The sequence below is a fragment of the Pseudomonas sp. Fl4BN1 genome (assembly GCF_009908285.1).
Classification (GTDB): domain Bacteria; phylum Pseudomonadota; class Gammaproteobacteria; order Pseudomonadales; family Pseudomonadaceae; genus Aquipseudomonas.
The window spans coordinates 153768-178259 of sequence record NZ_JAAARM010000010.1 but is presented as its reverse complement, the minus strand read 5'-3'; the positions used below and the strand labels follow the sequence as shown (position 1 = coordinate 178259).

At 58.2% G+C, this 24492-nt stretch carries 26 protein-coding genes and 7 pseudogenes; 20 read left to right on the top strand and 13 right to left on the bottom strand.

What is annotated here, in order from left to right:
• Positions 1-50 precede the first annotated feature (50 nt).
• From GV818_RS14025 to GV818_RS14000, 6 genes are all read left to right on the top strand, one after another.
• Entirely contained in the window at positions 51-1115 is a 1065-nt protein-coding gene (locus GV818_RS14025) for an NAD(P)H-dependent flavin oxidoreductase (RefSeq protein ID WP_161757182.1), read from the top strand.
• Between the two features lie 174 nt (positions 1116-1289).
• Entirely contained in the window at positions 1290-2057 is a 768-nt protein-coding gene (modA, locus tag GV818_RS14020) for a molybdate ABC transporter substrate-binding protein (protein WP_161757183.1), read from the top strand.
• Complete coding sequence (modB, locus tag GV818_RS14015; protein ID WP_161757184.1) at positions 2058-2738, top strand: molybdate ABC transporter permease subunit; 681 nt, start codon at positions 2058-2060, stop codon at positions 2736-2738.
• 4 nt (positions 2739-2742) lie between these two features.
• Positions 2743-3825 (top strand): molybdenum ABC transporter ATP-binding protein, encoded by a 1083-nt coding sequence (gene modC / locus GV818_RS14010; RefSeq protein ID WP_161776827.1) that lies wholly within the window; start codon positions 2743-2745, stop codon positions 3823-3825.
• A 163-nt stretch (positions 3826-3988) separates the two neighbouring features.
• Positions 3989-5626 (top strand): ATP-binding cassette domain-containing protein, encoded by a 1638-nt coding sequence (locus tag GV818_RS14005; RefSeq protein WP_161776826.1) that lies wholly within the window; start codon positions 3989-3991, stop codon positions 5624-5626.
• 87 nt (positions 5627-5713) lie between these two features.
• Positions 5714-6106, top strand: a complete 393-nt coding sequence (locus GV818_RS14000; protein WP_161776825.1) for a VOC family protein — start codon at positions 5714-5716, stop codon at positions 6104-6106.
• Positions 6107-6127: 21 nt separating this feature from the next.
• Here GV818_RS14000 and GV818_RS13995 read toward each other — a convergent pair whose 3' ends face one another.
• From GV818_RS13995 to GV818_RS13990, 3 genes are all read right to left on the bottom strand, one after another.
• Positions 6128-6448 (bottom strand): YbjQ family protein, encoded by a 321-nt coding sequence (locus GV818_RS13995; protein ID WP_161757188.1) that lies wholly within the window; start codon positions 6446-6448, stop codon positions 6128-6130.
• 146 nt (positions 6449-6594) lie between these two features.
• Complete coding sequence (locus GV818_RS34120) at positions 6595-6753, bottom strand: hypothetical protein (protein ID WP_178124902.1); 159 nt, start codon at positions 6751-6753, stop codon at positions 6595-6597.
• 315 nt (positions 6754-7068) lie between these two features.
• Entirely contained in the window at positions 7069-7458 is a 390-nt protein-coding gene (locus GV818_RS13990; RefSeq protein ID WP_161776824.1) for an MliC family protein, read from the bottom strand.
• Between the two features lie 248 nt (positions 7459-7706).
• Here GV818_RS13990 and GV818_RS13985 point away from each other — a divergent pair, with 248 nt between their 5' ends.
• The 4 genes from GV818_RS13985 (at position 7707) to GV818_RS13970 (ending at position 12040) form a co-directional block, all read left to right on the top strand.
• Positions 7707-8381 carry a polysaccharide lyase family 7 protein gene (locus GV818_RS13985; protein ID WP_161757190.1) on the top strand — a complete coding sequence of 225 codons (675 nt, stop codon included), beginning with the start codon at positions 7707-7709 and terminating at the stop codon, positions 8379-8381.
• Between the two features lie 473 nt (positions 8382-8854).
• Entirely contained in the window at positions 8855-9790 is a 936-nt protein-coding gene (locus tag GV818_RS13980; RefSeq protein ID WP_161776823.1) for a hypothetical protein, read from the top strand.
• Between the two features lie 183 nt (positions 9791-9973).
• Entirely contained in the window at positions 9974-10189 is a 216-nt protein-coding gene (locus GV818_RS13975; protein ID WP_161776822.1) for a hypothetical protein, read from the top strand.
• 285 nt (positions 10190-10474) lie between these two features.
• Positions 10475-12040: a methyl-accepting chemotaxis protein gene (locus tag GV818_RS13970; RefSeq protein ID WP_161776821.1), complete on the top strand. Its 1566-nt coding sequence runs from the start codon at positions 10475-10477 to the stop codon at positions 12038-12040.
• A 123-nt stretch (positions 12041-12163) separates the two neighbouring features.
• Here the strand turns inward: GV818_RS13970 and GV818_RS13965 are convergent, their stop codons facing one another.
• On the bottom strand, positions 12164-13153 hold the full coding sequence (locus tag GV818_RS13965) for a hypothetical protein (RefSeq protein WP_161776820.1): 990 nt from the start codon (positions 13151-13153) through the stop codon (positions 12164-12166).
• 350 nt (positions 13154-13503) lie between these two features.
• Between GV818_RS13965 and GV818_RS13960 the strand changes: the two are divergent.
• The 4 genes and pseudogenes from GV818_RS13960 to GV818_RS13945 form a co-directional block, all read left to right on the top strand.
• Positions 13504-13596 (top strand): annotated as a pseudogene (locus tag GV818_RS13960) (XRE family transcriptional regulator); the annotation flags it as partial.
• A 38-nt stretch (positions 13597-13634) separates the two neighbouring features.
• Positions 13635-13844 (top strand): hypothetical protein, encoded by a 210-nt coding sequence (locus GV818_RS13955; protein ID WP_161776819.1) that lies wholly within the window; start codon positions 13635-13637, stop codon positions 13842-13844.
• Between the two features lie 106 nt (positions 13845-13950).
• Positions 13951-14250 (top strand): DUF2388 domain-containing protein, encoded by a 300-nt coding sequence (locus GV818_RS13950; RefSeq protein ID WP_306108698.1) that lies wholly within the window; start codon positions 13951-13953, stop codon positions 14248-14250.
• Between the two features lie 114 nt (positions 14251-14364).
• Positions 14365-14838 carry a hypothetical protein gene (locus GV818_RS13945; protein ID WP_161776818.1) on the top strand — a complete coding sequence of 158 codons (474 nt, stop codon included), beginning with the start codon at positions 14365-14367 and terminating at the stop codon, positions 14836-14838.
• Between the two features lie 484 nt (positions 14839-15322).
• Here GV818_RS13945 and GV818_RS13940 read toward each other — a convergent pair whose 3' ends face one another.
• A complete protein-coding gene (locus GV818_RS13940) occupies positions 15323-15853 on the bottom strand; it encodes a UDP-N-acetylglucosamine acyltransferase (protein WP_178124901.1) in 531 nt (176 codons plus the stop codon).
• A 106-nt stretch (positions 15854-15959) separates the two neighbouring features.
• On the opposite strand from GV818_RS13940, the pseudogene GV818_RS35015 reads away from it, so the two are divergent.
• Positions 15960-16133: pseudogene (locus tag GV818_RS35015) on the top strand (phosphoadenosine phosphosulfate reductase family protein); the annotation flags it as partial.
• A gap of 134 nt (positions 16134-16267) precedes the next feature.
• Here the strand turns inward: GV818_RS35015 and GV818_RS13935 are convergent.
• On the bottom strand, positions 16268-16741 hold the full coding sequence (locus tag GV818_RS13935) for a hypothetical protein (protein WP_161776817.1): 474 nt from the start codon (positions 16739-16741) through the stop codon (positions 16268-16270).
• Between the two features lie 1100 nt (positions 16742-17841).
• Between GV818_RS13935 and GV818_RS13930 the strand changes: the two genes are divergently transcribed.
• Together GV818_RS13930 and GV818_RS13925 are read left to right on the top strand one after the other, a co-directional pair.
• Positions 17842-18111: a hypothetical protein gene (locus GV818_RS13930; protein WP_161776816.1), complete on the top strand. Its 270-nt coding sequence runs from the start codon at positions 17842-17844 to the stop codon at positions 18109-18111.
• A gap of 112 nt (positions 18112-18223) precedes the next feature.
• Positions 18224-18628, top strand: a pseudogene (locus GV818_RS13925) (hypothetical protein).
• Positions 18629-18703: 75 nt separating this feature from the next.
• On the opposite strand, the gene GV818_RS13920 reads toward GV818_RS13925, so the two are convergent.
• Positions 18704-18904, bottom strand: a complete 201-nt coding sequence (locus GV818_RS13920; protein WP_161757203.1) for a hypothetical protein — start codon at positions 18902-18904, stop codon at positions 18704-18706.
• Between the two features lie 266 nt (positions 18905-19170).
• On the opposite strand from GV818_RS13920, the gene GV818_RS34470 reads away from it, so the two are divergent.
• A complete protein-coding gene (locus GV818_RS34470; RefSeq protein WP_161776815.1) occupies positions 19171-19395 on the top strand; it encodes a hypothetical protein in 225 nt (74 codons plus the stop codon).
• 586 nt (positions 19396-19981) lie between these two features.
• On the opposite strand, the gene GV818_RS35010 is transcribed toward GV818_RS34470, so the two are convergent.
• Positions 19982-20368, bottom strand: a complete 387-nt coding sequence (locus tag GV818_RS35010) for a VOC family protein (protein ID WP_161776814.1) — start codon at positions 20366-20368, stop codon at positions 19982-19984.
• A 230-nt stretch (positions 20369-20598) separates the two neighbouring features.
• Here GV818_RS35010 and GV818_RS35005 point away from each other — a divergent pair.
• Positions 20599-21078 (top strand): annotated as a pseudogene (locus GV818_RS35005) (tyrosine-type recombinase/integrase); the annotation flags it as partial.
• On the opposite strand, the pseudogene GV818_RS34460 reads toward GV818_RS35005, so the two are convergent.
• Positions 21079-21201: pseudogene (locus tag GV818_RS34460) on the bottom strand (tail assembly protein); the annotation flags it as partial.
• Positions 21202-21292: 91 nt separating this feature from the next.
• Positions 21293-21613 (bottom strand): hypothetical protein, encoded by a 321-nt coding sequence (locus tag GV818_RS13900; protein WP_161776813.1) that lies wholly within the window; start codon positions 21611-21613, stop codon positions 21293-21295.
• Positions 21614-21761: 148 nt separating this feature from the next.
• On the opposite strand from GV818_RS13900, the gene GV818_RS13895 reads away from it, so the two are divergent.
• Positions 21762-22106: a hypothetical protein gene (locus tag GV818_RS13895; RefSeq protein ID WP_161776812.1), complete on the top strand. Its 345-nt coding sequence runs from the start codon at positions 21762-21764 to the stop codon at positions 22104-22106.
• Between the two features lie 310 nt (positions 22107-22416).
• On the opposite strand, the pseudogene GV818_RS34780 reads toward GV818_RS13895, so the two are convergent.
• The 3 genes and pseudogenes from GV818_RS34780 to GV818_RS13880 all read right to left on the bottom strand — a co-directional run.
• Positions 22417-22857 (bottom strand): annotated as a pseudogene (locus GV818_RS34780) (DUF4055 domain-containing protein); the annotation flags it as partial.
• Positions 22857-23814: pseudogene (locus GV818_RS13885) on the bottom strand (hypothetical protein). The pseudogenes GV818_RS34780 and GV818_RS13885, both read right to left, overlap by 1 nt.
• A 3-nt stretch (positions 23815-23817) precedes the next feature.
• The gene (locus GV818_RS13880) at positions 23818-24417 is read right to left on the bottom strand and encodes a hypothetical protein (RefSeq protein ID WP_161776811.1); all 600 of its coding nucleotides are present in this window, start codon (positions 24415-24417) and stop codon (positions 23818-23820) included.
• Between the last annotated feature and the right edge of the window lie 75 nt (positions 24418-24492).

Genomic DNA, 24492 nt, shown 5'->3' with positions numbered 1-24492 from the left:
TAAAACCCTGCGCTGCACCGTCTCATTCTGCCGTCGGAGGGTAATTTCAAATGAGCCAATGGACTGATAGCCGCCTTCTCGATCTGCTGGGCATCGAACTGCCGATCATTCAAGCACCGATGGCCGGGGCCACCGGCTCCGCCATGGTGATCGGCGCCTCCCAAGCCGGCGCCCTGGGCTCCCTGCCCTGCGCCATGCTCAGCCCCGAGCAGATTCGCCAGGAAGTGCAGGCCATCCGTTCGGCCACCCACAACCCGCTGAACCTGAACTTCTTCTGTCACCAGCCGCAGCCCGTCGATAGCGAGCTGGAAACCCGCTGGAAGAACGCCCTGGAACCCTATTACCGCGAACTGGGAGCCGACTTCGACGCGCCGACCCCGGTCAGCGCCCGTGCGCCCTTCGATGAAAGCAGCTGTCTGTTGGTGGAGGAGCTGCGGCCCGAGGTGGTGAGCTTTCACTTCGGCCTGCCGGAACCGACGTTACTGGCCCGGGTCAAGGCCACCGGGGCCAAGATTCTGTCCTCGGCCAGCACCGTTGATGAAGCCCTGTGGCTGCAAGAGCGTGGTTGCGACGCGATCATCGCCATGGGCTACGAAGCCGGCGGCCACCGGGCGATCTTCCTCAGCGATGACCTCAACAGCCAGGTCGGCACCCTGGCCCTGGTGCCGCAGGTCGTCGATGCGGTGAACGTGCCGGTCATCGCCGCCGGCGGTATCGGCGATGCCCGGGGCATTGTCGCAGCGCTGGCCCTGGGCGCATCGGCAGCCCAACTGGGTACTGCCTACCTGTTCACTCCGGAAGCCAAAATCAGTGCCGCCCATCACCGGGCCCTGCGCAACGCCAAGGAAAGCGAGACCGCGCTGACCAACCTGTTCACCGGACGCCCGGCCCGGGGCATCATCAACCGGGTGATGCGCGAAATCGGCCCCATCAGCCCACTGGCTCCGGCCTTCCCCCGGGCCGGCGGCGCGCTGATGCCGCTGCGGGCCAAGGATGAGGCAGACTTTGCCAATCTGTGGTCCGGGCAAGCATTGCGCCTGGGGGTCGAACTGCCGAGCTACGAGCTGACCCTGCGCTTGGCCGAACAGGCCCTGGCACAACTGCGCAGACGCTGATTCAAGGTGGCCGCGAAGGCGCTCGCGGCCACCTGCAACGAAGGCCGGCAACAGAGTTCCGTTCATCGGCAATTCGCTATATATTCCGATATACAGCGATTCCCCCTCGCCTTGGTGCAGCCTCCTTCCAATAACTCACTGCCCAACGCTTCCTTTCCCCCATGGAGCTGTTTGATGAACCTTCGCGCCTCAGGTTTTGCCCCGACTTGCCTCGCTACCCTGCTTGCCCTATTCGCCTTCGGCTCGGCCCAGGCCGATGAAGTCCAAGTGGCGGTAGCCGCCAACTTCACGGCACCGATCCAGGCAATCGCCGCCGACTTCGAAAAAGACACCGGGCACAAGCTGGTGGCGGCCTACGGCGCTACCGGGCAGTTCTACACCCAGATCAAGAATGGCGCGCCGTTCGAAGTCTTCCTCTCCGCCGACGACAGCACCCCGCAAAAACTCGAAAGCGAAGGTGACATCGTCAAGGGCTCGCGCTTCACCTACGCCATCGGCACCCTGGCCCTGTGGTCGGCCAAGGACGGTTACGTCGACAGCCAAGGCCAGGTGCTCAAGGACAACCAGTACCAGCACCTGTCCATCGCCAACCCGAAAGCCGCGCCTTATGGCCTGGCCGCCACCCAGGTCCTGGCCAAGCTGGGCCTGACCGATAAGGTCAAGGACAAGATCGTTGAAGGCCAGAACATCACCCAGGCCTATCAGTTCGTCTCCACCGGCAACGCCGAACTGGGCTTTGTCGCCCTGTCGCAAATCTACAAGGACGGCAAAGTCAGCGGCGGCTCGGCCTGGATCGTCCCTGCCCAGATGCATGACCCGATCAAGCAGGACGCCGTGATCCTCAACAAGGGCAAGGACAATCCGGCCGCCAAGGCACTGGTTGACTACCTCAAGGGGCCAAAAGCCGCCGCGATCATCAAATCCTACGGCTACCAACTGTAAATGAGCCTGTCGAGTGCCGATTTTTCCGCCATCTGGCTGACCCTGAAACTGGCGTCCCTGACGACGTTGATCCTGCTGGTCATCGGCACTCCGATTGCCTTGTGGCTGTCGCGCACCCGCTCCTGGCTGCGCGGCCCGATCGGCGCCGTGGTGGCCTTGCCCTTGGTACTGCCACCCACGGTGATCGGTTTCTACTTGCTGCTGGCCCTCGGGCCCAACGGTTTCTTTGGCCAGCTCACCCAGTCCCTGGGGCTGGGCACCCTGACCTTCAGCTTCAGCGGCCTGGTGCTGGGTTCAGTGATCTACTCCATGCCGTTTGTGGTGCAACCGCTGCAGAACGCCTTTTCCGCCATTGGCAGCCGCCCGCTGGAAGTGGCCGCCACCTTGCGTGCCAATCCCTGGGACACCTTCTTCACGGTGATCCTGCCCCTGGCACGGCCGGGCTTCATCACCGCTTCGATCCTCGGTTTCGCCCACACCGTCGGCGAGTTCGGCGTGGTACTGATGATCGGCGGCAACATCCCCAACAAGACCCGGGTGGTCTCAGTGCAGATCTACGACCACGTCGAGGCCATGGAATACGCCCAGGCCCATTGGCTGGCCGGAGCCATGCTGGTGTTCTCGTTCCTGGTGCTGCTGGCGCTGTACTCCAGCCGCAAGACCAAAGCCGGCTGGAGCTGAATCGATGAGTATTCACGTCAAACTGCAGCTGGGCTACCACGACTTCGCCCTGGACCTCGATCTGCAACTGCCGGGGCGCGGCGTCACTGCGCTGTATGGCCACTCGGGCTCGGGCAAGACCACCTGCCTGCGCTGCATCGCCGGCCTGGAAAAAGCCGGACGCGGGCGGATCCAGGTCAACGACGAAGTCTGGCAAGACAGCCAGCGCAAGCTCTTCGTCCCGCCTCACAAGCGCTCCCTGGGTTATGTCTTCCAGGAAGCCAGCCTGTTTACGCATTTGTCCGTACAGGCCAACCTGGAATTCGGCCTGCGCCGCATCCCCAGGGCACGACGTCGGGTGGACATGGCCCAAGCCACCGAGCTGCTGGGAATCGGCCACTTGCTGCAACGCCATCCGCAACACCTTTCGGGCGGTGAACGCCAGCGCATCGGCATCGCCCGAGCCCTGCTCACCAGTCCGCGATTGCTGCTGATGGATGAGCCCCTGGCAGCCCTGGACTCAAAACGCAAAAGTGAAATCCTGCCCTATCTGGAACGCCTGCACGACGAACTGGACATCCCGGTGTTGTACGTCAGTCATTCCCAGGATGAGGTGGCGCGCCTGGCCGACCACATCGTCCTGCTCAGCGACGGCCGGGCGCTGGCCAGCGGCCCCATCGGCGAAACCCTGGCACGCCTGGACCTGCCTCTGGCCCTGGGTGATGACGCCGGCGTGGTGGTCGAGGGGCAGGTCAGCCACTACGACGAGGCCTACCAATTGCTGGCCCTGCAACTGCCTGGCAGCGAGCTGAACATACGCGTGGCCCATGGGCCCGTGGCGCTAGGCAAGTCCCTGCGCTTCAAGGTCCAGGCCCGGGACGTCAGCCTGAGCCTGCAAGCCAGTGAACACAGCAGCATCCTCAACCGCCTGCCAGTGACGGTCAGCGACGAGATCCCGGCGGACAACGCTGCCCATGTGCTGGTACGCCTGGACGCCGCCGGCACGCCATTGCTGGCGCGTATCACCCGCTACTCCCGGGACCAGCTCAAGCTGCATCCCGGCCAACGGCTCTGGGCCCAGATCAAGGCGGTGGCGGTCCTCGCGTAAACACATCGCCCCTTGTCAGGTACCGCATCCCGGCGTTAGGCTACGCGCCTTCTTTCCCGTCCCAGGATGATTGCCGACGTGAACAACTAAGCCTTCCAAAATGTATCCGCGACGAGCCCTGCAAGCGCTCGTTGGCCTGTCCCCACATTTTCCGGAGGTGCTGATGACTCACGTCACACGGCTGCCTGCGCTGGTTTCCCTGAACCAGCTGACTTACCAATTCGCCGATGGCGAAATCCTGATCAACACCCTGAACCTGAGTTTCGACCGCCAGCCCACGGCCATCGTCGGGCGTAACGGCATGGGCAAATCCCTGCTGTTGCGGCTGATTGCCGGCGAACTGCAACCTTCTTCCGGCAGCATCAACCGCAACGCGCGCCTGGCCTATGTGCCCCAGGACTCGTCGACGCATTCCGAGCAGAGTGTCGCCGAGCTCGCGGGCGTTGCCGCGACCTTGTGTGCCCTGGAACGCCTGGCCGCCGGCACGGCCAGCCTGGAGGATCTGCAGCAAGTGAATGAGCGCTGGGATCTGGCCGAACGCCTGCGCCAGTCACTGGATGCCGCCGGCCTGGAACAGCTGGAGCCGGACGATCCCGTCGCGCCCCTGAGCGGTGGGCAACGGGCCCGGGTGATACTGATCGGCGCCCTGCTCAGTGACGCCGACCTGTTATTGCTCGACGAACCCAGCAACCATCTGGATCGCGCCGGACGCCGCTGGCTGATGGAGCAATTGCGCCACTGGCACCGCGGCCTGATTCTGGTCAGCCATGACCGGCAGTTGCTGATGCAGGTGCAACGGATTGTCGAGCTTGGCCCTTTGGGTGCCCAGGTCTATGGCGGCAACTACACCCTGTTCCAGGCCCAGCGCCAGGCCCACAACGAAGCGGCGCAGGCCGCTCTGGAGCACGCCCGTAACCAGCGCAGTCGCGAACATCGGCGCCTGCAACAGGAGCACGACACCATCCAGCGCCACGCCGCCGCTTCGCGCAAATCGGCCAAGACCGCCAATGTCTCCGGTTTTGAGCGAGCCAAGCTACTGGGCGCTGCCAGGAACATCATGGGCCAGGTGCGCCACAGCCATCAGCTGCACAAGAGCGCACTCGACGACCAGGTACGCAACGCCTACGCTCGAGTCACCCCTGAGCAAGCGACCTTGCTCACCCTGCCTGCGACCACCCTGCACCCGGGCCAACCGGTGTTCAACCTGCTACAGGCGCAACTGCCCTGGCTGGACAGTCGGTCGCCGGCGTCCTACCTGACCTGCACCGTCACCGGCCCGGTACGCATTGCCTTGGTCGGTCCCAACGGCTGTGGCAAATCCACCTTGCTGAAGATGCTCGCCGGCCAGCTACAACCTCTGAGCGGAGCATCTCGGGTAATGGTGGCTTGCGCTTACCTGGATCAGCACCTGGTGCAACTGGACCCTGAACGTTCGTTGTTGGATCAACTGGGCACCACCGACACGCTGGAGGAAGGCGCTTTGCGCACCCGCCTGGCGCGCCTGCAGCTGGATGCACAGCGAGTGCAGCAACCCTGTGCGCTGTTGAGCGGCGGAGAACGCTTGAAAGCGGCCCTGGCGCTGGCGTTGTGGGGAGGCAATCCGGCTCGCTTGCTGCTGCTCGATGAGCCCACCAACCATCTGGATCTGGAGTCGGTGCAGGCCTTCGAACAGGCCCTGCGCGGCTTTCCCGGGGCGTTGCTGGTGGCATCCCACGACCAGGACTTTCTCCAGGCCCTGGAGCCGACCCACAGGCTGGAATGGTCGGCGCAGGGCTGGCACTTCGAGGAGTATCGACAATGAAACAAGGCCTTACAGCAAAGGCCTTCCCGAGCGACGAATGCATGCTAGATTTTCGCCCTCTTATCAATAGACAGGGAAGATCAACCCATGCGATTCGGCTATACCATCATCTATGTTCCCGAGGTCGAGAGCTCCTTGCGGTTCTTTGAGCAGGCCTTCGGTTTCAAGCGACGTTTTCTTCACGAGTCCGGCAGCTATGGCGAGCTGGAAACCGGCAGCACCACCCTGGCCTTCGCCGACCACGCCCTGGCGCAAATGAACTTCAAGACAGGGCACGTCGCCGCCCACTCCTCGCCGCAACCCTTGGGCATGGAGCTGGGACTGGTCACCGAAGACGTTCACGCCGCCCATGCCCGGGCGCTGCAACAGGGCGCCCGTGAGCTCGCCGCCCCCAACAGCAAACCCTGGGGGCAGACGGTGTCCTATGTACGTTGCCCGGACGGCACCCTGGTGGAACTGTGCACCCCGATGGGGAGCTGAACAGCAGTAGCGGGTTGAAGACTACTTGAGCTTGACTGCGGTACCGGTGACAAACACCACCACCATGCCGCCGCGCCCTGAAGGCATGCTGATCTCGAAGTCCAGGCCAACCACCGCATCGGCGTTGCACTGACGGGCGCGCGCCTTGATTTCATCGGTGGCCTGGATCCGGGCCTCCTTCAAGGCGCGCTCCAGGGTCTGGGAGCGACCACCGAAGAAATCGCGCATACCGGCGAACAGGTCGCGGACCACGTTGATCCCCTGCACAGACTCGGCGCTGACGATATCCAGGTAGGCAGCAATTTCCCGGCCTTCAATGTGGGCGGTGGTGGTGACAATCATGAATGTTTCCCTTGAATGGACAGACCGCCCCCACTTGCGGGGGCGAAAAAGCAGGCAATGGTAACAGAGCCGCCGCGATGCTCAGCCATCGCGACTGCCAGCACTCGTCACAAACGACAAGCCCCGCTCGGGAGCGGGGCTGTCGGTCAGGGCTTCAGGGGACGTTCTTCGTCGAGTTCCGACAGGCTCTTGCCATCGTCCGGATGTTTCCAGGTTTGCGGTGGCGGCTCCTCGTGCTCAACCTCGCACTGCGCCGTTTCATCGCTGCGTTCATGCTCATAAGGGCGTTGCTGTTGTGTTGCCATGCCCACCTCTCTTCCTGAAGGGATTTTGACTTGCCATTTCAGGTTAGAACAGATCCGACCCGGCTCGGGGTTTATCGACAAAACTCTGTCCAGGGGCTCTCACGGGCAACCTTTTGCCTGAGCCAACCCGCTGCCGGATAGCCTGAACAAAGCGGTATTGAATCGCGCCGAGGCACCTGGGTCGAAGATGAAAGTTCTTTCATCCAGGCGCCGATTCCAGCTGTGTATAGTCACTTTGCTCATTCAAGCAACTACGTTCGCCCGCTCTCTCCCGCGGGCTTTTTTTTGCCTGAAAGAAAGCGCGATGCGGGAGAGTTACTGAGGATCGATCTCTTTGCAGTCCTTGAGCAGCGTTTGTTCCTCGGCAGTGTGATCAGCCTCCATGAACGACAGCACGGCCATCTTGCCCTTGGTGTGCCAGCGAAAGCTGTGTTGCTCATCCTCTGCCACATACAGGGCGCCTGAAGCCGAACGGGCAATGTGCATGGGGATCAGCTGATCCTTGTAGTACAGCGTGGCGAACGAGGAGCCGTTGTCGATATTCAGGTAGGCCGCATCGATACGCACCTTGCCCTCGCACTGATAGCGCGCCACCTGGCTTTGATACGCCGGCTCTGCCACCGCGGCCTGGGTCGCAGCCCCAGCGAGAATCGGCAAGGTCAAGGCCAGAGCCGCGGCGCAGAGCGTTGCAAGACGAGTTTTCACAGTATTTCCTCAAGTCCGTAAATGATGCCCATGGGACTTTCAAGGCTATTTTTAGTTCAGGCATCGGCACCTGCATCTTGAGCATTGAGCACCTCGTGCCACGCCTTCCGGTCAGTACCCATGGCAGGCCCGGCACAGGGCCCTCACCCTGCCGGCCCTGGGAATAACCTCCAACTGACAGCGCCCACCAAGAACCAAGAACATCCAGGCGTCCATCTCAAGCGTGTTTCACTACAAGGATGACCGTCATGACTGTAGACATCAGCGCACTCGATATCGCCACCCCACTGCCCACTTCAACCACCAACCCGGTGGCCCTGGAATTGAACGGCAACGCGGCCCTGGTTCAGTGCCCAAGCGTGATCACCCGCCTGTCAGATGGCTCGATACAACTTTGCGCTCCCACCCGGGGAGCCTCGAGCAAGAGCACCCAGCGAACCCGCTGCGAATGGAAGGAGTCCGGATACTGGTCGCTGGGTAGCGCCTCGGATCATTGGAACCAGCAACAGATGAGCCTGACCAAGGTCAACTCCGCGAAAAAAGTGGTGATTGCACAAATGCATGTGCGCAATGACGTGAACCCGGCCGTCAAGGTGTTCTGGGACAAGGCTTCGTTGACCTTCGCCTTGCGCAAGAGCTTCAACGGGGCCGACCCGACCCCAGTCCTGCTGCTCAGTGGCGTAGCTCTCGGAGCCTTGTTCCTAGTGAGTATCCACAGCACCTCCAGTGGGCTCATCAGCGTCAGTGCCAGTTGCAACGGCAAGTCGGCAAGCTCTCCGCCACAGGCGCTGGATGCGTCCTGGAGCGGCCAGGTCTTCGACTTCCATGGCGGGATCTACAACCAGATCGACTTCAACACCAACACCCCGGCGGACGACGGCTCGATCTGCATCATCAGCCAGCTGTCGGTCACCCATCGCTGATCCACTGCTCGGCTCAACACCGCGATTGAGCCGGGCACCGCACAACGCGCTGAGCATTTGCGCACCTGAATACTGATGCCACACCCAAGGGATTTGCATTTGATTGTGGCTCCGACTTCCAGGCCGACCGGGGCTTTGTAAACCACTCCGTTGACAGCCACGCGGTTGCGCACGGTATTCGACTGAGTGGTACGGAGGGCAATACCCCCCCGTCCAGAGGCACGCATCTGGCCCACCAGCGGCCGGCGAACCAGAGCCCGGGGGTCCCAACATCCGGGACATTGGAGGTCGAGGCAATTGAGCGAGCCGGGGTGATGAGACACAATTTTACTGGCGATCAAAACATCCACGGCTCAACGCTGGCCCGAAGCCGACACAAGCAGATTGATTGGTTATCATCAGTCTCTGCCAACGTCGCCCAGACGGCACCATGCCGCCGGCCCGACCACACCTCCTACTGCGGATTTCAGCCGATGCCCAGCCCCTTGTCTTCACCCGGTTACCTGCGCTTGCTGGCTCTGCAGCAACGCATTCATGAGTTCACCAGAACTCAGGCAGGCGACAGGGGTGACAATCTCGACAACCCGACAGGGCCGCTGTGGATCAGTGACTACAACTACCTGGCCCTAGCCCCCATGCGCGACGGACTGCATGTGGAGTTTCACGGCGAACTATGGGATGAACCCTTTGCCTGGACCCTGGATTGCCTGGCGGAACAGGACGTGGCGAGTATCATCAGTTCCCTGGCTTTCTGCGGGCCGGATGAAGGTGCAAACGGCACCCGCGAATGGGAGTTCACTCCACTGCTGGACAGCCGCGTGACCTTCCCCAGGCTCAGGTCACTGTCGATTCGCCCGACCGAACCGCAGGACCACAATGTCTCGTTGATCCAAAAGGCCGGCAGCATCATGGAGGAGGCAGGAGAGATCGCTCGATTCGTGGCAAAGGCGCCTCACTTGGGCGAACTGACCCTGCCCAATGCTCCCGACTCAAGCTTCTTCCAGGTCGATCTGCCGCACCTTGCATTACTGCGTGTTGCAGGCGGCTCCGATACCCAAGGCTTCATCGATAACCTGGCCGTTTCGGACAATCTTCCAGGGCTGATCAGCCTGGATTTCACCGAGTCGAGCGAACTGCAGCAGACCTGGTCGAACAACCGCGAAACACAGGCCGTCACCCCCTTCGCGGCCTATGAAAAACTGTTCTCCAGCCCGGCCTGCGAGCTACTGCGGGTGCTGCGCTTGCGCAATACCTGCCTGAGCCTGGAACAGCTTGAAGCACTACAAGCCATTCGACCCGGGCTGCAGTTCATGGTCATTCAGGCCACTACCGGCGGATACGTACAACACTTCTCCCGGCAGATCTTCCCCTGGCGGCATCTGGTGCAGCCCGACCCGGGGCTACGCTGATCCTGCGCCCGGCAACAAAATCGATAGCATGCTCCAGGCACGACTCACTCCCGACCATCAAGCATCAGAACCTGACCTTAGGCATCCCTCTTTCTCTCTGGCTCATCCTGCGCTGGGCTGACCGCGCTGGCCGCCAACTGGCGCGGCCGCTCGGCCTCCAGATGGTTGCTGATCAGTTGCTCCTTGCCATTCATCAGCCTGCTGGCGGCCCTGCTCATGCGCCCACTGCCAAAGACCGGGGTAGATGCCCAGGCCCATGAAGACCTGCGCCCCTGTCCCGCGCGCAACAAAACCATTGCCGGGCCTATCACCCTCAAAGACCACAGTGGCTGGATCCTGCGCTTTCCCTACGCGAGTCAGGAAGGGGGTGGACTGGCCTGGCGCTCGATCAAGAGGTGACAGAGCGCCTTCAAACCCTCAACAGACTTTTCACGAATTGCTCACAAAGCAGAGCGCATATTGCCCAACGAAATGGATCGCTGCGTTCGCAACGCGGTCTGTGTTTAGCGACTCCAGCAACCTCTCCCCCCTCTCCTCGCTCATCTGAATCTCCCCGCCAGATCGCCTCGAAAAACTCAAAACCTTAATGCAAGTCATTGTTATATATGTGTTTTTTATAAAAACAGGCTAACTTTCCTCAAGCGCCAGCCGATGACCCTCTGAAGCAACCAGGGATAAATCGGAATGAGAAATAACCAGCCAGTTACCCAACGCGAGATCTCACTGGCACCTCAACAACAACTGATCTCGACCACCGATGCTCGTGGCGTCATCACCTACTGCAATGACGCCTTCGTCGAGATCAGTGGTTTTGATAGAGCCGATCTGATTGGCGCAGCGCAAAACATCGTCCGTCATCCCGATGTCCCCCCGGCCGTTTTTGCCCACATGTGGAGCGCACTCAAGCAAGGCCGACCATGGATGGGCATCGTCAAGAACCGCAGCAAAAATGGCGATCACTATTGGGTCAATGCCTACGTCACGCCAATATTCGATGGCCGCCAAGTGACGGGCTTTGAGTCGGTCAGGGTCAAACCGACAGCGAATCAGATACGCCGCGCGCAGTCCCTCTACAAGCGCATCAGCCAGGGCCAACCGGCCATTCCCCGCCGCGATAGCTGGCAGCCTGTGCTGCAAGACTGCCTGCCGTACCTGGCCATGGGCCTGGCAGGTACCCTGAGCAACGTGTTCTTTAGCACTCCAGTAGCAATGGCTGTAGCCGCAGGTGTATCTGTGCCGGTCGGCCTGCTCTCCTCGCGCTGGCACCAGCGCGGCACCCGACGCTTGTTGCAGAGCGCCGAGCCCTCAACCTCCGACGCCTTGATCGCACAGATGTACAGCGATCAGCGCGGGACCCAGGCCCGCCTGGACACCGCCTTCATCAGCCAGGCCGCGCGCCTGAAGACCTGCCTCACACGCCTGCAAGACACCGCCGAACAACTCAGCGCACTGGCCGGTCAATCCGACCTGTTGGCCACTGACAGCTCAAACAGCATTGATCGCCAGCGAGTCGAAACGGAACAGGTCTCGGCCGCAGTCAACCAGATGGCGGCAACCACGCAGGAGGTCGCCAGCCACGTCCAGCGCACCGCCGATGCCACCCAACAAGCCAACTTGCTGACCGGTCGCGGCCGCGATGTCGCCAGAGACACCCGCGAAGCCATCGAGCGTCTTTCCACCGTTGTCGGTGAGACAGGCCTGTCGGTGGCACAACTGGCCAGGGACAGTGATGAAATCGGAACCGTCGTTGATGTGATCCAAGGCATCGCCGATCAGACCAACCTGCTGGCACTCAATGCCGCCATTGAGGCCGCGCGCGCTGGTGACACGGGTCGGGGCTTCGCCGTGGTGGCCGATGAGGTTCGTCAATTGGCACAGCGCACTTCACAATCCACCACCCAGATCCATGACCTGATCACCAAGCTCCAGGCATCATCTGGCAACGCGGTGCAGACCATGGAGAGCGGCCAGCGCCAGGCCGAAGAAGGAGTGGCCTGGGTGCTTGAGGCAGACAAGGCCCTGATCGGCATCAGTGAAGCCGTGGCCCATATCACCGACATGACCACCCAGATAGCCGCTGCTACTGAAGAGCAAACCGCGGTGGCTGAGGAAATCAGTCGCAACATCACCACCATCGCGCAACTGGCCGATCAAACCTCGGAACAGGCGCACCAATCGACAGACCTGAGCAAAGAGCTGAGCAGAACCGCAGCGACCCAGTACTCGCTGGTCGAGCGGTTCAATCGATAATCAGTAGCGGTGGTTCACCAGAGCGCCCGGCCCGGTCAGTTGGATGGCGTCAGGGGCCGGCGGTAGCTTTCGAATTGCCGCATCTAGCTATTGGGTGATATGGATCAGGGAGGGAGCGTTTCCTTAGGGCGACTCGGTCTTGAGGATACTTGCCAGCAGTGCCCGCAAGGCCCGTTGCTGGGAGATAGAGAAAACCAGGGCCGTGACGATCACGCTCAGCCAGATCAAAAAGATCTTGAACGGATCGAACTCAAGCATCACCAGTGCCCAGGTCACCAGACCACCCCCCATCACCCCAACCACCCACCACGCGATAAGTATGGGCTGCACCACCCTGTGGCTCTCTCGATAGAGGAACAACCGGGCAGCACACATCAGCACAAAAACCACGCCCGTCCAGCCGAAAGCCGCCATCAACGGCAACGATGAACCCTGGCGCTGATACAGCAACGCCAGCCATTCGTGGAATGGGCCCAATGCAGCCATCTGCTGGAACGTCTCGCGGCTGGGCAACTGCCACTGCGCCCATTGCGCCGGATCAATAACCAGCAGCGCCAAGCTGAACAACCCTACCAAGGCGCTACCCCAACCGAGGGCACGCCACGCCGGGACGGCAATACGATGGTTGTTTACATTGCGCAGCCGTTCTACACCAAACACCGCACCGGCGTGCTCACCCCGGGCAATCACGGGTTTGCCGTTACGCCGCATCACTGTCCCGATCACCACCACCTCCAGGCCTTCGCTGAGCAGGAGTTCACCTTGCTGTTGGCCAGGACCTGCGGTGTAGCGGTAGTCGCCCAATTGCGGTACCTGGCCTGAGAACAGCTCAATACCTTCGGCGAGGATATCCACCGTGCCGTGAGCATCCTTCAGGGCAAAGTCACTGCATTGTGCGTCGGTAAACACCGTCCGCCATGCGTCCTTGTCCGCTCTATCACGGTAGCTCTCCTGGATCTGCAGCGAGTATCCCGCACAGGGCAAGCCATCCACCGGGGATAACCGCGGTTCCTTGAGCACCACAACGCCGCAGACTTTTACCAGGCCTTGGGCCAACGAATACGAAGGACTTAGGGGCAGGCGCTGATCCGCACGATAGAACCCTCTGTTCATGATGACGACATCCCTGGCTAGTTTTCCGCTGGCTCGCAGTCTAGCGCGATCCGTATTGCTGTACTCCAGAGGCGAAAAGGCCTCGACAAATACCGAGGTTCTGAACAGCTGCGCACGCCTCGGTTGCGTGGGCATCTCGGTCCAGGGAAATACCGGACCTCAAGCGTGTAAAATCGAAGGCGACTGCATTTATGCGCAAATGATCTCCGTTTGCGGTGTAGCGCCAACGTGGCTAGCTGAAGGTGTTGGCGACATGCTCAAAGGCAACCAAACCAGGTGTTAAACTTTCCTCCATTGAGACATGGAGCGAAATCACCCCATTCGATGACGGACGTTGCAGGAAGAGGTAGGCAATCAATCACAATGACCGGCTCCGTATGAAACAGGCTTACCGGCTACCCAACGGGATTCGCCTGCGCAGCTTTAACCGGGACCAATCCCCTTTCGGGTGAGTCTTCAAGCCCTGCAGAAGTGCTATTAAATGACCAAGAAACAGTCGGCGGATGCCAAGGCAGCGAGTGCTGCTGATATCGAGCGATCCATCCAGACCTTGAATAAGATGGCAGAACGTCTTTGGGGGGATGGTCGAGAAGCTGAGGCGCAAGCTCTCCTCAATGCCTTGGATGCCTTGAACCGGGCGCTTGATCGGATCAGGATTGGAGAGAGTCGCAGGATTACGACTCTCCACTAATGCAAGAGCCCGGCCCAGCGCCGGGCTTCTTGTTTCTGGCAAATACCCAGCCTGTTATCGTCGCCCTCCTCAACTGGCCTGCAAGGAAGCGGTGATCAATGGGCTCATGGAAAATTTTCTCGAGCGCCATCCTGGCGTCGCTGAGGGGAACACAAACCCCTTCGATAATGCATTGTTCATCACTACAGTTGGACCGAGCTTTCTCGCCGCAGGAACCTCAGTGCTGACAACAGAAGCCCCCATGCTTTTCAAACTCGCCAAGGCCAACGCACTCGCGTTTATCGGCTCGGATGGAGGGACCCGCGGCGCACAGTTTGAGCAGGCAGTTCGTCACTATCATGCGACCTACATCTCACCTCTGGTGACTGACGAACAATTGGCCCTGACAATCGCCAACGGCTTCTGAAGACCACACACTCGCCTCTTCCGCGCCACAACTGGTGGCTGTACAGCTGCGTTGAGAGGTAGCGCATATCAAGGTGTTACGATTACCGGCCGCCACCACCAGGATCTATTTACAGTGAGCCCGATCATCTGCGCCAATGAGTTCGACATCTGTATCTCAATGCCCGACTTCGTCACGTGGATAGAAGACGAGCACATCCCTAACGCAGATCTAGCAGCAGCTTTGAAAGCTATGGGAATCATGCTCAACATTACTGAGCTGTACGACGCCTACTTTGACGACACCCCCGTTGGCGCCGGCGACGTCCACATCTATCCATCCACTGAGAATGAAAGCTTCCTGGTTATCGATCTGTATCGAGACCCAACCGATCAACTGGACATCGTTACCGCCTCACTGAAAATTGAGCCCGCGGTACTCCATTTGACCCTGCCGCATCTGAGAGCATTTTTTGATGGTGCCGAGTGCCAGGTTGCGCTCAGGCAATCTAGTCATTCGCAGCAGTTGCGTTCTTTGATCGATGACAGCAGATACCCTGCACTAGTCGATGAAAGCGGGTATCAACAGCAGCTGATTGCCCATATTTGAAGCCCTTTCCCAAGCACTCTACACCGCCCTGAAGTCGGTCCCCTGCGAGTGGTTGATCGCCCAGGGCTGGGAGGAAGGAATGCTGGTGGCGGGCCATCCTATTTAGAGACCTGCTCCGTTTTGGCTACATCGACTATCGTTGGTAATCACCTCAAGAGCACGGGCTCTGGTGTTCGGATTACCATTGGCAGAGTGATAACTCCCCGGCTAAGTCGCAGCCAAGTCGGAGACTCCATAGTTCAGGTTGTCGACGATTCGAATCAACTGGCCAAACTCATTCTCGACCTCGCGATGAATGCCGCCTGGCGCGCACAACTGTCGATCTTGAATCTGGCCCTGACCCGGTTTAGCACAGGCAAAAAAAACCCGCTCGTGGCGGGCTTTTCACAAATGGAAATCCAGGTGCAATCCTTTAAGTTTTTATCCGTGTATCCCACATGCGTGGAGACACTGGGCTCATAGGCCGATACCCGTGGCAATTTAGTTAAGCGTCTAGATTGGCGACGCTTATTGCATCAAGGAAAATGCGGATATTTTCCTGGACCGCTCTATTTATGGACTCTTTGAGTCTCGTAACACCATAAAATGCGTACGTGCCAGATACAGTCCCAATATTTGAGACCTCCCTTTCATAAATGACCTTTCCTGTTTTCCTGTTTACGACTTGGTAGATGGCACTCGCTTTAGTGGTCATAGAAGCGCCGCCCCCGGGGATGTCCAATTCTGTGATTTTCACAAAAACGTTCACCTTCCGCGCTGAATCATCATCGAAGACTGCGATCCGGTTGACACCTTCTTTCAAGGAACTCTCCCACAGCCCAGGAACACCTTCTCCATTTGAAGGTATTTCTCCGCGAGTTTCGGAAGGTCCAGCAAACGAGACGGATATGGACTTTAAGTCTGCATCAATCTTTCTGGTGGAAGGTTCGAGCCCCTGAACGGAAAAATTCAACGGCGGGGGCGATGCGCACCCGGCCAAAAAAGCTATTGCCAATGCCCCTACAATAATTTTCATGCTGATCCCTCATCGTGATTTGGCGAGACTCTATCATCGGCTGATGGGATGCACCAAAAGCCGCGTGACCGGAAATCCCGGGGCCTCTCTCGACGGACTTCTAGGCCAGCCATTCGACCTAATTCTGCCGACAATCAACGGCCGGAAACTCGAAGGCAACTGCGACCGTTGCGTCCTAAAGGATGCCAAGCAGGTCTATTCGACTTCACGGACGATGGCGCCAGATTCCGCAGCGCCCGCCCCAGCTATCAGCAGATAGCTCGATTACTCCGCCCCCTAATTCGATATATTTGCCGATCACGACGAGGCTATTGCCTACTTTTGTGATGACTGAACCAATGCATGGGCTTTAAATTTTCGATGCACTAGTTTTTTCGGACGTTTTTTGAAGCAGTGCCTACTCACTGCGGAGTATCACACCGAGCACTTTAACTCGGTTGGCCGGATATACACCGTGAACACCGTGTTGGACTTCGCGTCCTGATATGAATGTTCCTGATAGATCTTGTGCTTACGCATATTACTGATCAATTCAGGATCACGGCAGGCCAAGGCTTCCAGTTTTTGCTGAAGCTCCTGTTGGCCGTGGGCCTTTTGCGCCGAGTCCAGGCTGTCAGTATCAAAGCTGACTCGGTAGCGATAGAACAGCGTGTCGCCGTACAAAAGCCGAATGCTTTCTAGAGTGGTGGCTGAGTCTACCTGCTTGGGAAGAGTGGTTCGGGTCAGAGTGTCAAAATAGGCGGTAAGTTGAGTAAGGTACTCCGCCTCTTTTTTCTGCGAGTTGAACGAGACAATACGGCCGATGATCACAATGACCACCACCACGCCTATCGACCAATAAAAATTTCGGGGGCTTTTCTTTTTCTTCGGGGCGAGTTTCATCAACATTGGATGGTTGGCTCCATTAACCAGGGGAATCAGAACTTAGCAGTACAATTGGCTCGACAGTGCGGCGCAGATGCTCATGTTTCATGATACCCGCAGGCCGCCTGACCCGCCCTCAACTTATTGTGTTGAACCCTACCGACTTCAGCCAATCACACTACCCTGGCGATACGAAGCCACGAGTATCACCTACGAAAGCATGTAGTGATGGCTGGTTCTACCTGTCGATCAATGACACAGATGACGGCCCTGCCTGCTGGTGGGTACGCCGCGAGGTGCAGCCATGATCCTCCGCCACGCTCTACCTCGCATGGAATATCTACAAGGGGCCAAGGCCATGAAGATGCTCGCCCAGCAATGTCAGCCTCGCCATCCGTGGACCGGTAAAGAGCGTTCACTGCTGAGCGAACGCAAAAATCATCCCATAGCGATGTACTGGAATCTTTGAGACCAATAAGAAAGTAGAGTCCGCCCGCGACTCCTTGCCAGGCGCGAACCGAACCAACTATGAAACAGTCCCACGGAGCAACGCCGGCGGTCAGTGCAGTTCACTATCACTAGAGTATAGGGAGCTAGCTTTGACTGCATGTGTAGGCTGCAGCCGCTAACTGTCTCTCATATCCTATCTGCTGCCAGCGCTGGGCCAGCAGCACCTTCACCTCTAGGCTATCTGTATTCTTCAGCCCGGCAGTGGCCCAGGCGGACACAGCCACATCTGGCCTGTCAGTACCAGATCACCCAGCTTTCGGCCCTGCTCTCCTGCCAGGGCTTCCAGATTGTCCCGGCCGACCTTGGCCGTGGCCAGGTTTCCCTGGGCAGTGTCGACCTTGCCATATCGTTGCGAGGGTTGTAGTCGATGTTGTATCTAGATCAAGGCCATTTTTTTCGCGCTTCCTTGACTTGATCCTCCTAACTCCTGATCTACACTCCCCCGGACCGGCAGTAGGCTCGTATCGGTGTTTTCCCAAGCACCCGGTTTCACAATGATAGGAGTAGGGATGCTCGGAAAACTTTTCAGGAAATGGATTCCGGAAACCATTGAATAAACGGGGCGAACTCCGAAAAGCCAGACGAGTAGGAATTTAAATATGGAGATTTAATTCATGACAGCTCAAGAGCATTTCGTTGGTGGATGGACCCCTTACCACCCACTGACTTCCGAAGACAAGAAGGTATTCGAGGAAGCGATAGCTGGAGTCATTGGTGTGAAATACACCCCTAAAGAAGTTTCGAGCCAAGTCGTAAATGGCACCAACTATCGTTATCAAACAGAAGCAACGCTACCGGGCTCGCCAGGATCCTGGAAAGCCATCGTAGAAATCTACGCACCGACTAAAGGCAAGCCGCACGTCACGCAGATTATCCGAGTTTAAACACCTGAAGCACTTCGGGTCCGCACCAGTTGCGAGACCCGAAGACCAGCCACCAAGTCCTCCCCCCTTGTCGCATCCAGTCTGAAGGGCGGCGCCTGACTGGAAACACCTCATGAGCCACAACTGCGCATACATCCGGCAGCACTATCAGGTGCCCGCCGAAGTAGGTCGCCACGTCATCGCCTACGCTAAGCCTGGCGTAATCCTGGTAGATCGCGGCCATTACATCGGCGTGGTACTGGACGAAGACTCGAAGAAGCGGATCAGCAACTACCACCCGACGCACGAAATGCAGTACGGCGAGCTGGCCGAGACTCGCCGCTGAAACAATGGCAGGTCATGACCGCCAATTACTACGACTGGTTCGACGTGACGCACGATATCGGAGACGCCAGACACCACGTTGAGAATGTATGGGTCGCAACCAGAAGCCAGGCGAAGTACCAGGCCTTTAAACGCCCGGAAGAGTATTTCGACAGCGCCAAGGCCATGCTTCTTTGAAGTTCGCCGAACCTGACCTGCCCTCACCCATTGCGCTGAAGGCTGATCACTAACGACCACAGCCATCAAGCGCCGCAGGCGACGAAAGAAATCAGCTGAGAAGCGATCTCAGATGCTTAAGCTCCTTCATTGCTTCCGCCTTATGAGTTGTCCCTGGTCCGTTGCTTCCCATGATGGAGCTTTCTGCTTTTTCAAAAATCGAGTCAGGCTCTATTCCATGCCGCTTTTTCCCTTCTCTTAGCAGCGCTACGACCAAGTGTTCTAGTGCGTCGATTTTCGCATTAACTGTCATTAGTTTCTCCTTGGATCCGGCTCTATACCTGACCTTAAGCATTAGCCCACAAACCCATATCACGCCACCCAGGCGAGGCCAGAGGCTGCACGGAGATAAACCATGAGCACCTTTGCAGTGTTTGGTATGACCCTCGATGTCGCCAAGACCGAGGCTCGCAAGAAAACGGCCAGCACCCGGAAGATCCCAGAAAAGCCCCTGGCGGAATCGAGCCAATCCCAGAGGCTGAATGACTGGAGCTGCTCGCAAAGCGCACCGGGAAGATCATGGGGCGGACGATTCGCCAGCTCTCGCCCATGTTCGACGCCCCGCAGTACGCCGAGCAGTTCATTGAGCTGGCCCGCAAGACCCTAAGGTTCCGCAACATGCACATCGGGGCGAAGTCAGTGATGGTCGACGCCAAAGGCGAGCCGATCATGAAACCGAAGACGAAGGCACCGAAGGTTGGGTTCTCGGAGTGGACTCCAGTGAAGGTTGAGCGAGTCGCATGACCGATATCGTCATAGCGATATCGCCTGACCCACCCTCACCTATTGCACTTACAACGCCATAACCCAGAATTTGAATCTGTCGTTTCGATCATCCGTATACACCCATGATGTTTGGCACACAGTGCATCGATAGTGCGTGATGATTATCTTCGGGTGTCCGCTGAAATTGACGGTTGAGCTATCGAGCTCAGTCAAATGCCAATGCGGATATGGGTAGCCCTCTGCGCCTGGCCCCTTGAGCGCCTCGCATTCATCGCAAGCCATATCACTCTCCCTATCGGAGCATGAAGTACGGCAAGAATCTGGGCCCGGCTATTGATGCCTGCATCGACGAGACGGCGCGCCTCAACCCTTAGATCCTTGCGTCCAGCCAATGATCATAAAAACGCACCCGGGTATCCAAAACCCAGCATTTGCAGTGCCAATGCCTACAGCAAGTAGCGTCATCCCCACTACAAACAATGGCTGCTTGAATGCGTTTTCCATAACACAAACCTTCTTTAAGAATTAATCCCATTTAATCATAACAGTCAGCCGCTATAGCAACCTGCACTTAGACCAGAAAGGGGTGTAGCTCCAACCGGCATTACGCTTCGGTGTCGGCTCGATTAATTACAGCCTCAACCCGATAACCGTCAGGATCGATCAAGAATGCTGCGTAATAATGCTCACCATAATGCGAGCGCAATCCCGGGGCTCCGTTGTCAGTACCTCCAGCGCTAAGAGCTCTTAGATGGAACGAGTCGACAGCACCTCTTGATAGAGCAGAGAACGCCAAATGGAAACCAGGACCTGGAGCCACCGCATTCGGACAGAGCTTTAAGCAAAGCTTATCTTTCCCGTCCTCGACACCATACCCTATAGCGGTTTCATCCTCGAAGACCCTACGGAACCCAAGTGCCTCCAAAGCTGCATCGTAAAACCGCCCGGATTTATCTAGATCTTTCACGCCAATTGAAAGGTGGTGGAGCATTGATGCGAACCTCTTGCGAGCAACAAGACTGTATATAAACACAGCAAATCACAACCTGCATTACTCGCGTAGCAATACTTGACCCCTCCCCCTTCAAGTCAGCCGCTACAGCGGCCAAGGATGCGTTCGCCCATGAAACCACATGCGCTGACACATGAAATGCTGCTCAAGAGAGTCAAATATCAAGGCCGCGTATCAGGAACGCCAGACGAGGATGGCTACACGTCCCAGCCCCCACCTGCTCCGGAATTAAAGGCAACAACGAGACGGGCCGGGACACCTTTGTCGAGGACGAACTGCTCCAGCGCGTGCATGACAAGGCCGACGCCGGGCTACGCGATGCGGTGGATTTGGCCTATTTGACAGGCCAGCGAGTGACAGACACTCAGCTCATGGATGAGCGAGACGTGCGTGATGGTCAGATCTGGGTGCTGCTGGGAAAAACGAAGGCCAAGCGGCGTATCGAGTTAACCGGTGAACTGAAGGTTTTGATTGATCGAATCAAGGCCCGGAAGTCCGGACACAAAGTCCGCTCGACGCGGCTGATCGCGGCAGAAGATGACACTCCGATGACGGAGGCGATGTTACGCAGAAGGTTTGATATGGCCAGAGAAGCTGCAGGAGTTGAAAAAATTGACTTCCAGATGCGTGATATGCGCGCCAAGGCTGAATCGAGTGGAGATATCATGCAAGCCAAAGATCAACTTGGGCAGGGCTTTCACCGCCTCGGCTGGCGTCCTCACTGCCATCCGGAAGGACCGCCCAAACTGTCGGAGTTGGCTATAGAGCAGGATCGTAGTCATGGGCTGATAATTGATGGCAAGTGCCGCCATTTTCTTTTCTCCGGGTAATAAAAGGCCCGCCGAAGCGAGCCCTGAACAATTTAATGTGCCGCTAAAGGCAGCCCTGTAACGCGGTCAGTCGTTAGCTGGCAATCCAGTTGCCAACCACTACGTAATACTTTGCCTCAGAGCCTGAGCTCTTTGGCTGGATATCAACGAAGTACTGAGAACCCTCAGTGAACACTGTGTATCCGGCGTCGCGTCCCGACTGAAGCGTCGCACCCGGCGTACCGCCGAAGATTGGTTGGTTTTGCCATTCGTATTGAACGCATTTAGCCAGCACGGCATCGGACTTTTTCGAGGTCAGCACCTTATAGGGCCCTTCCTTGCGAGCTTCGTTCATCGTCGGGGCCATGCACCCCGCCAGCAACGCCAAAGCCACCGCCCCTATCAAAACTCGCATAAATTCCGCTCCTTGTGAGATCGGCAGACGATAGCACCCAGGGGGCGGAAACGAAAAAGCCCAGCTCAGGGCTAGGTTTTGTGTTGCAAGAAATCTGATGTTAAATGGATACCTGCCCCTCCCCCGTAGACGCAAAGGACTTGCTGTCATGCCCCCACTGAGCCGAATAGCTCTTGCCCTCACCTTTCTGCTGACATCAACTGCCGGCGCTGCCAATGACGAAATCTCCCAGGAATGGGCACGTCTGATAAAAGCAGATTTCCAAGACGGCTGTGTGAGTCGATTGGACGAGTACCTATCCACCTTTGGAAGCAACGGCGTTCGCCTCGGCACATGGCTTGTGCAGACCTGTGAAGGCAACTTTGAGTATTTCGCGAATTATTATCCGCCAGGCGTTAAGCCTGAGAAGAAGCGGATCGACGTAAGCAGGACGCAGAAACTTCGTCCACTCACGCCGGCGCAGCTGAGGAAAATGTACTCGTTGAAAGGATGACGCAACAGGAAGGAAGAATGCCCAGCTGGATGCTGGTCTCTTTCTGGCGGCCGCGACAGGCAAAGAACGACTGATAGCCCCCAACTCTCTCCTGTCGCTGCCTGCTCATACAAAAAAGCCCAGCCCAGCGCGGGGCTGGGCTTCGAGCATGGCATCCTAATTGAAGTAGCCGGTTCTGCGCAGTTGATGACTGTAGAACCAGATGCCAATCAACAGGGCTGCTTTCAGAGCGGCCGGCAGTACGTACCAGGCAGCCTGCACATACATGCTTGCTGGGACCCATAAAATTTCCGGCATCATGCTCGGGATCAGCACGGGCCGACGCCATATCGGCAAGGCTCACCGCCTGACCATCAACTTGCGGGTAGTCCACCAGCAACCCGTGACGCCCCACCTCAAGCAGATGCCCAATCACTGACTGGGACTGCTGGTAAATGCTCACGCCCTGACCATCGACATCCTTGGCCACATAGTCGAGCGCACCCGGGACCGTCAGCGTCGGCCAGGTACGGAATACAGCGCCCACCAGGCTGTGCTTGGTCCGGCCGGTGGCGTTGTAGAACACCGCTCGCTTCTTGTAGGCGTCATAGCGCTCCTTGTTGTCCCGACTGGTGTCTGCCGCGTTTGGTCGCGGCAGATACCGATCGCCAGCTTCCTTGATGGTTTCCGAGCCCTTGCAGACGTCGCGCACCAAGCGCCAGCGGTTTCTCGCCGTGTCGTACTCGGGGCGAGTGAAAGTGACGTCGCTCATCAGCGTGCAAATCCCATTTTGATTTTGGTGGCCGGCTTCCTGGCGCTCTTCGCCACAGCGAAGTACCGGAATCCGTCGGAGCCGTGAGAGGTCCAGTTATGGAGCGGCTTGTCTTTCCAGCAGCCGCGCTTGTCGTCCCACTCCTTTCGGTAGTTTTCGAGACAGCCGATCCCTTCTTCACACTTGGCCTCGTCGAATACGCATCTCGGCAGGATCTCGCGAACCTGTTCAATGCCGTCGTTGATGCCAAGCTTTGGGACAACCTCGAAGGTCATGCTGTATTTCTCGCCGTCGATCTCGTAGCCCTCACGTGCCAGCTCTCGCCGGGTCTTGGCATCACTGCCGAACTCGCGGTTATCGATGTCGTGCGGGCCCCAGTGCTCCGAGTAGGTGTAGCCCTTATCCTTGAGCAGCCGTCGACTCGATGGTGACAAAGCACTCAGCGGCCACGGCCTCGAAAGCACCGGTGACGATCTCCCGCGCCTTGTGTGGGAACTTGGCGCAGATCTTCCCGAACTCGGACACATGCAGGTAGCGCAGCGTGCCGCCCCGGAAAGAGGTCGAGACATACAGCGACCCGCCCTTGCTGAACACCAGCTCGCCCGCGGCATCGTTGCGCGCCGGGTTAGCAGCGCGGACCTCTTTCGGCAGGTTGTCGTAGGCGTACTTCACCTTTTCCCGGAACAGGCGCTTGGCGTCGTTCAGGGTGTGGGCGATTAAGGCGCACTTGGCGGCCTCAAACAGCGCGGCATCCAGCTGGACGATACATACCAGCGTGGTGAAGCCCAACTGCCGGGCCTTGAGGATGATGTTCCGGGTGTGCATCCCCTGGAAGTAATCGACCTGCTCCTGCGTCATGCGGAAGCGGACCTTCTTGCCCTGCTTGTCCGTGATGAAGTAGAGGTTGTTCAGCCGCCAGAACCGACCCCGGAGCAATTTCAGGTGCTCGGGCTTCATGGGTCAGGCTTCCTTCGATAGTTCATCCATCAGCCTGGACAGTTCGTCCGCTTCGTCAGTCTTCTCCTTCTCGTCCAGGCCAAATGCCTGACGCTCGAGCACCTGGAGATTCTTCATAGCCGAGGACAGCTGGAAAAGAGTCTTGGCGTTGCTGGGCAGGGCCACGGCTGCAAACATCGAGCTACGACGAAAGCCACTCTCATCACCGGCAGTCTCTTCAGCGATGGCGTCCTCGATCTCCTCGCGGCGCTTGATCGTGGTGAGCAGGTCATCCATCAGAAGGTTCGCAATATTCGTGGCCTTGCGAATATCACGGCGGTGGCTGCGAACCACTTGCGCGCCTTCCTCCGCAGCCTCCTCGATGATTTCGGCGTCAAGTTCGCGGTTCGCGCCTTGGTCGTTGCGAACCTCTCCGCGAACCAACTTGCTGCGAACCTCTTTCCGCATCTGCTCAGAAAGGTCTCTCGCCCATCCCAGGGCCTTGGCCTTCTTCCTGATCGCGGTGTCGCTCACGCCTTGGCGCTCAGCGATGGTTCTGATGGAAAGCGCGCCGGCCCGGTAGGCTCGTTCGATCGCCTCCCAGTCGGGTTGCTTGGTTGTCATAAATTGTCTCAGGTAAGCCTAAAGGCGGGATTGAAATAGTGGCGCGTTGCCGGTATTTAGGTGCTTCCATTAACA

Coding starts and splice junctions, on each gene's coding strand:
- GV818_RS13985 (WP_161757190.1), top strand. CDS start 7,707: ATGACTGTAGACATCAGCGCACTCGATATCGCCACCCCACTGCCCACT.
- GV818_RS13920 (WP_161757203.1), bottom strand. CDS start 18,904: ATGACAGTTAATGCGAAAATCGACGCACTAGAACACTTGGTCGTAGCG.
- GV818_RS14025 (WP_161757182.1), top strand. CDS start 51: ATGAGCCAATGGACTGATAGCCGCCTTCTCGATCTGCTGGGCATCGAA.
- GV818_RS13930 (WP_161776816.1), top strand. CDS start 17,842: ATGACAGCTCAAGAGCATTTCGTTGGTGGATGGACCCCTTACCACCCA.
- GV818_RS13995 (WP_161757188.1), bottom strand. CDS start 6,448: ATGATTGTCACCACCACCGCCCACATTGAAGGCCGGGAAATTGCTGCC.
- GV818_RS35010 (WP_161776814.1), bottom strand. CDS start 20,368: ATGCTCCACCACCTTTCAATTGGCGTGAAAGATCTAGATAAATCCGGG.
- modB (WP_161757184.1), top strand. CDS start 2,058: ATGAGCCTGTCGAGTGCCGATTTTTCCGCCATCTGGCTGACCCTGAAA.
- GV818_RS34120 (WP_178124902.1), bottom strand. CDS start 6,753: ATGGCAACACAACAGCAACGCCCTTATGAGCATGAACGCAGCGATGAA.
- GV818_RS13980 (WP_161776823.1), top strand. CDS start 8,855: ATGCCCAGCCCCTTGTCTTCACCCGGTTACCTGCGCTTGCTGGCTCTG.
- GV818_RS13900 (WP_161776813.1), bottom strand. CDS start 21,613: ATGCGAGTTTTGATAGGGGCGGTGGCTTTGGCGTTGCTGGCGGGGTGC.
- GV818_RS34470 (WP_161776815.1), top strand. CDS start 19,171: ATGGGGCGGACGATTCGCCAGCTCTCGCCCATGTTCGACGCCCCGCAG.
- GV818_RS13940 (WP_178124901.1), bottom strand. CDS start 15,853: ATGAAAATTATTGTAGGGGCATTGGCAATAGCTTTTTTGGCCGGGTGC.
- GV818_RS14005 (WP_161776826.1), top strand. CDS start 3,989: ATGACTCACGTCACACGGCTGCCTGCGCTGGTTTCCCTGAACCAGCTG.
- GV818_RS13880 (WP_161776811.1), bottom strand. CDS start 24,417: ATGACAACCAAGCAACCCGACTGGGAGGCGATCGAACGAGCCTACCGG.
- modA (WP_161757183.1), top strand. CDS start 1,290: ATGAACCTTCGCGCCTCAGGTTTTGCCCCGACTTGCCTCGCTACCCTG.
- GV818_RS13950 (WP_306108698.1), top strand. CDS start 13,951: ATGGAAAATTTTCTCGAGCGCCATCCTGGCGTCGCTGAGGGGAACACA.
- GV818_RS13955 (WP_161776819.1), top strand. CDS start 13,635: ATGACCAAGAAACAGTCGGCGGATGCCAAGGCAGCGAGTGCTGCTGAT.
- GV818_RS13935 (WP_161776817.1), bottom strand. CDS start 16,741: ATGTTGATGAAACTCGCCCCGAAGAAAAAGAAAAGCCCCCGAAATTTT.
- GV818_RS13965 (WP_161776820.1), bottom strand. CDS start 13,153: ATGAACAGAGGGTTCTATCGTGCGGATCAGCGCCTGCCCCTAAGTCCT.
- modC (WP_161776827.1), top strand. CDS start 2,743: ATGAGTATTCACGTCAAACTGCAGCTGGGCTACCACGACTTCGCCCTG.
- GV818_RS13970 (WP_161776821.1), top strand. CDS start 10,475: ATGAGAAATAACCAGCCAGTTACCCAACGCGAGATCTCACTGGCACCT.
- GV818_RS14000 (WP_161776825.1), top strand. CDS start 5,714: ATGCGATTCGGCTATACCATCATCTATGTTCCCGAGGTCGAGAGCTCC.
- GV818_RS13895 (WP_161776812.1), top strand. CDS start 21,762: ATGCCCCCACTGAGCCGAATAGCTCTTGCCCTCACCTTTCTGCTGACA.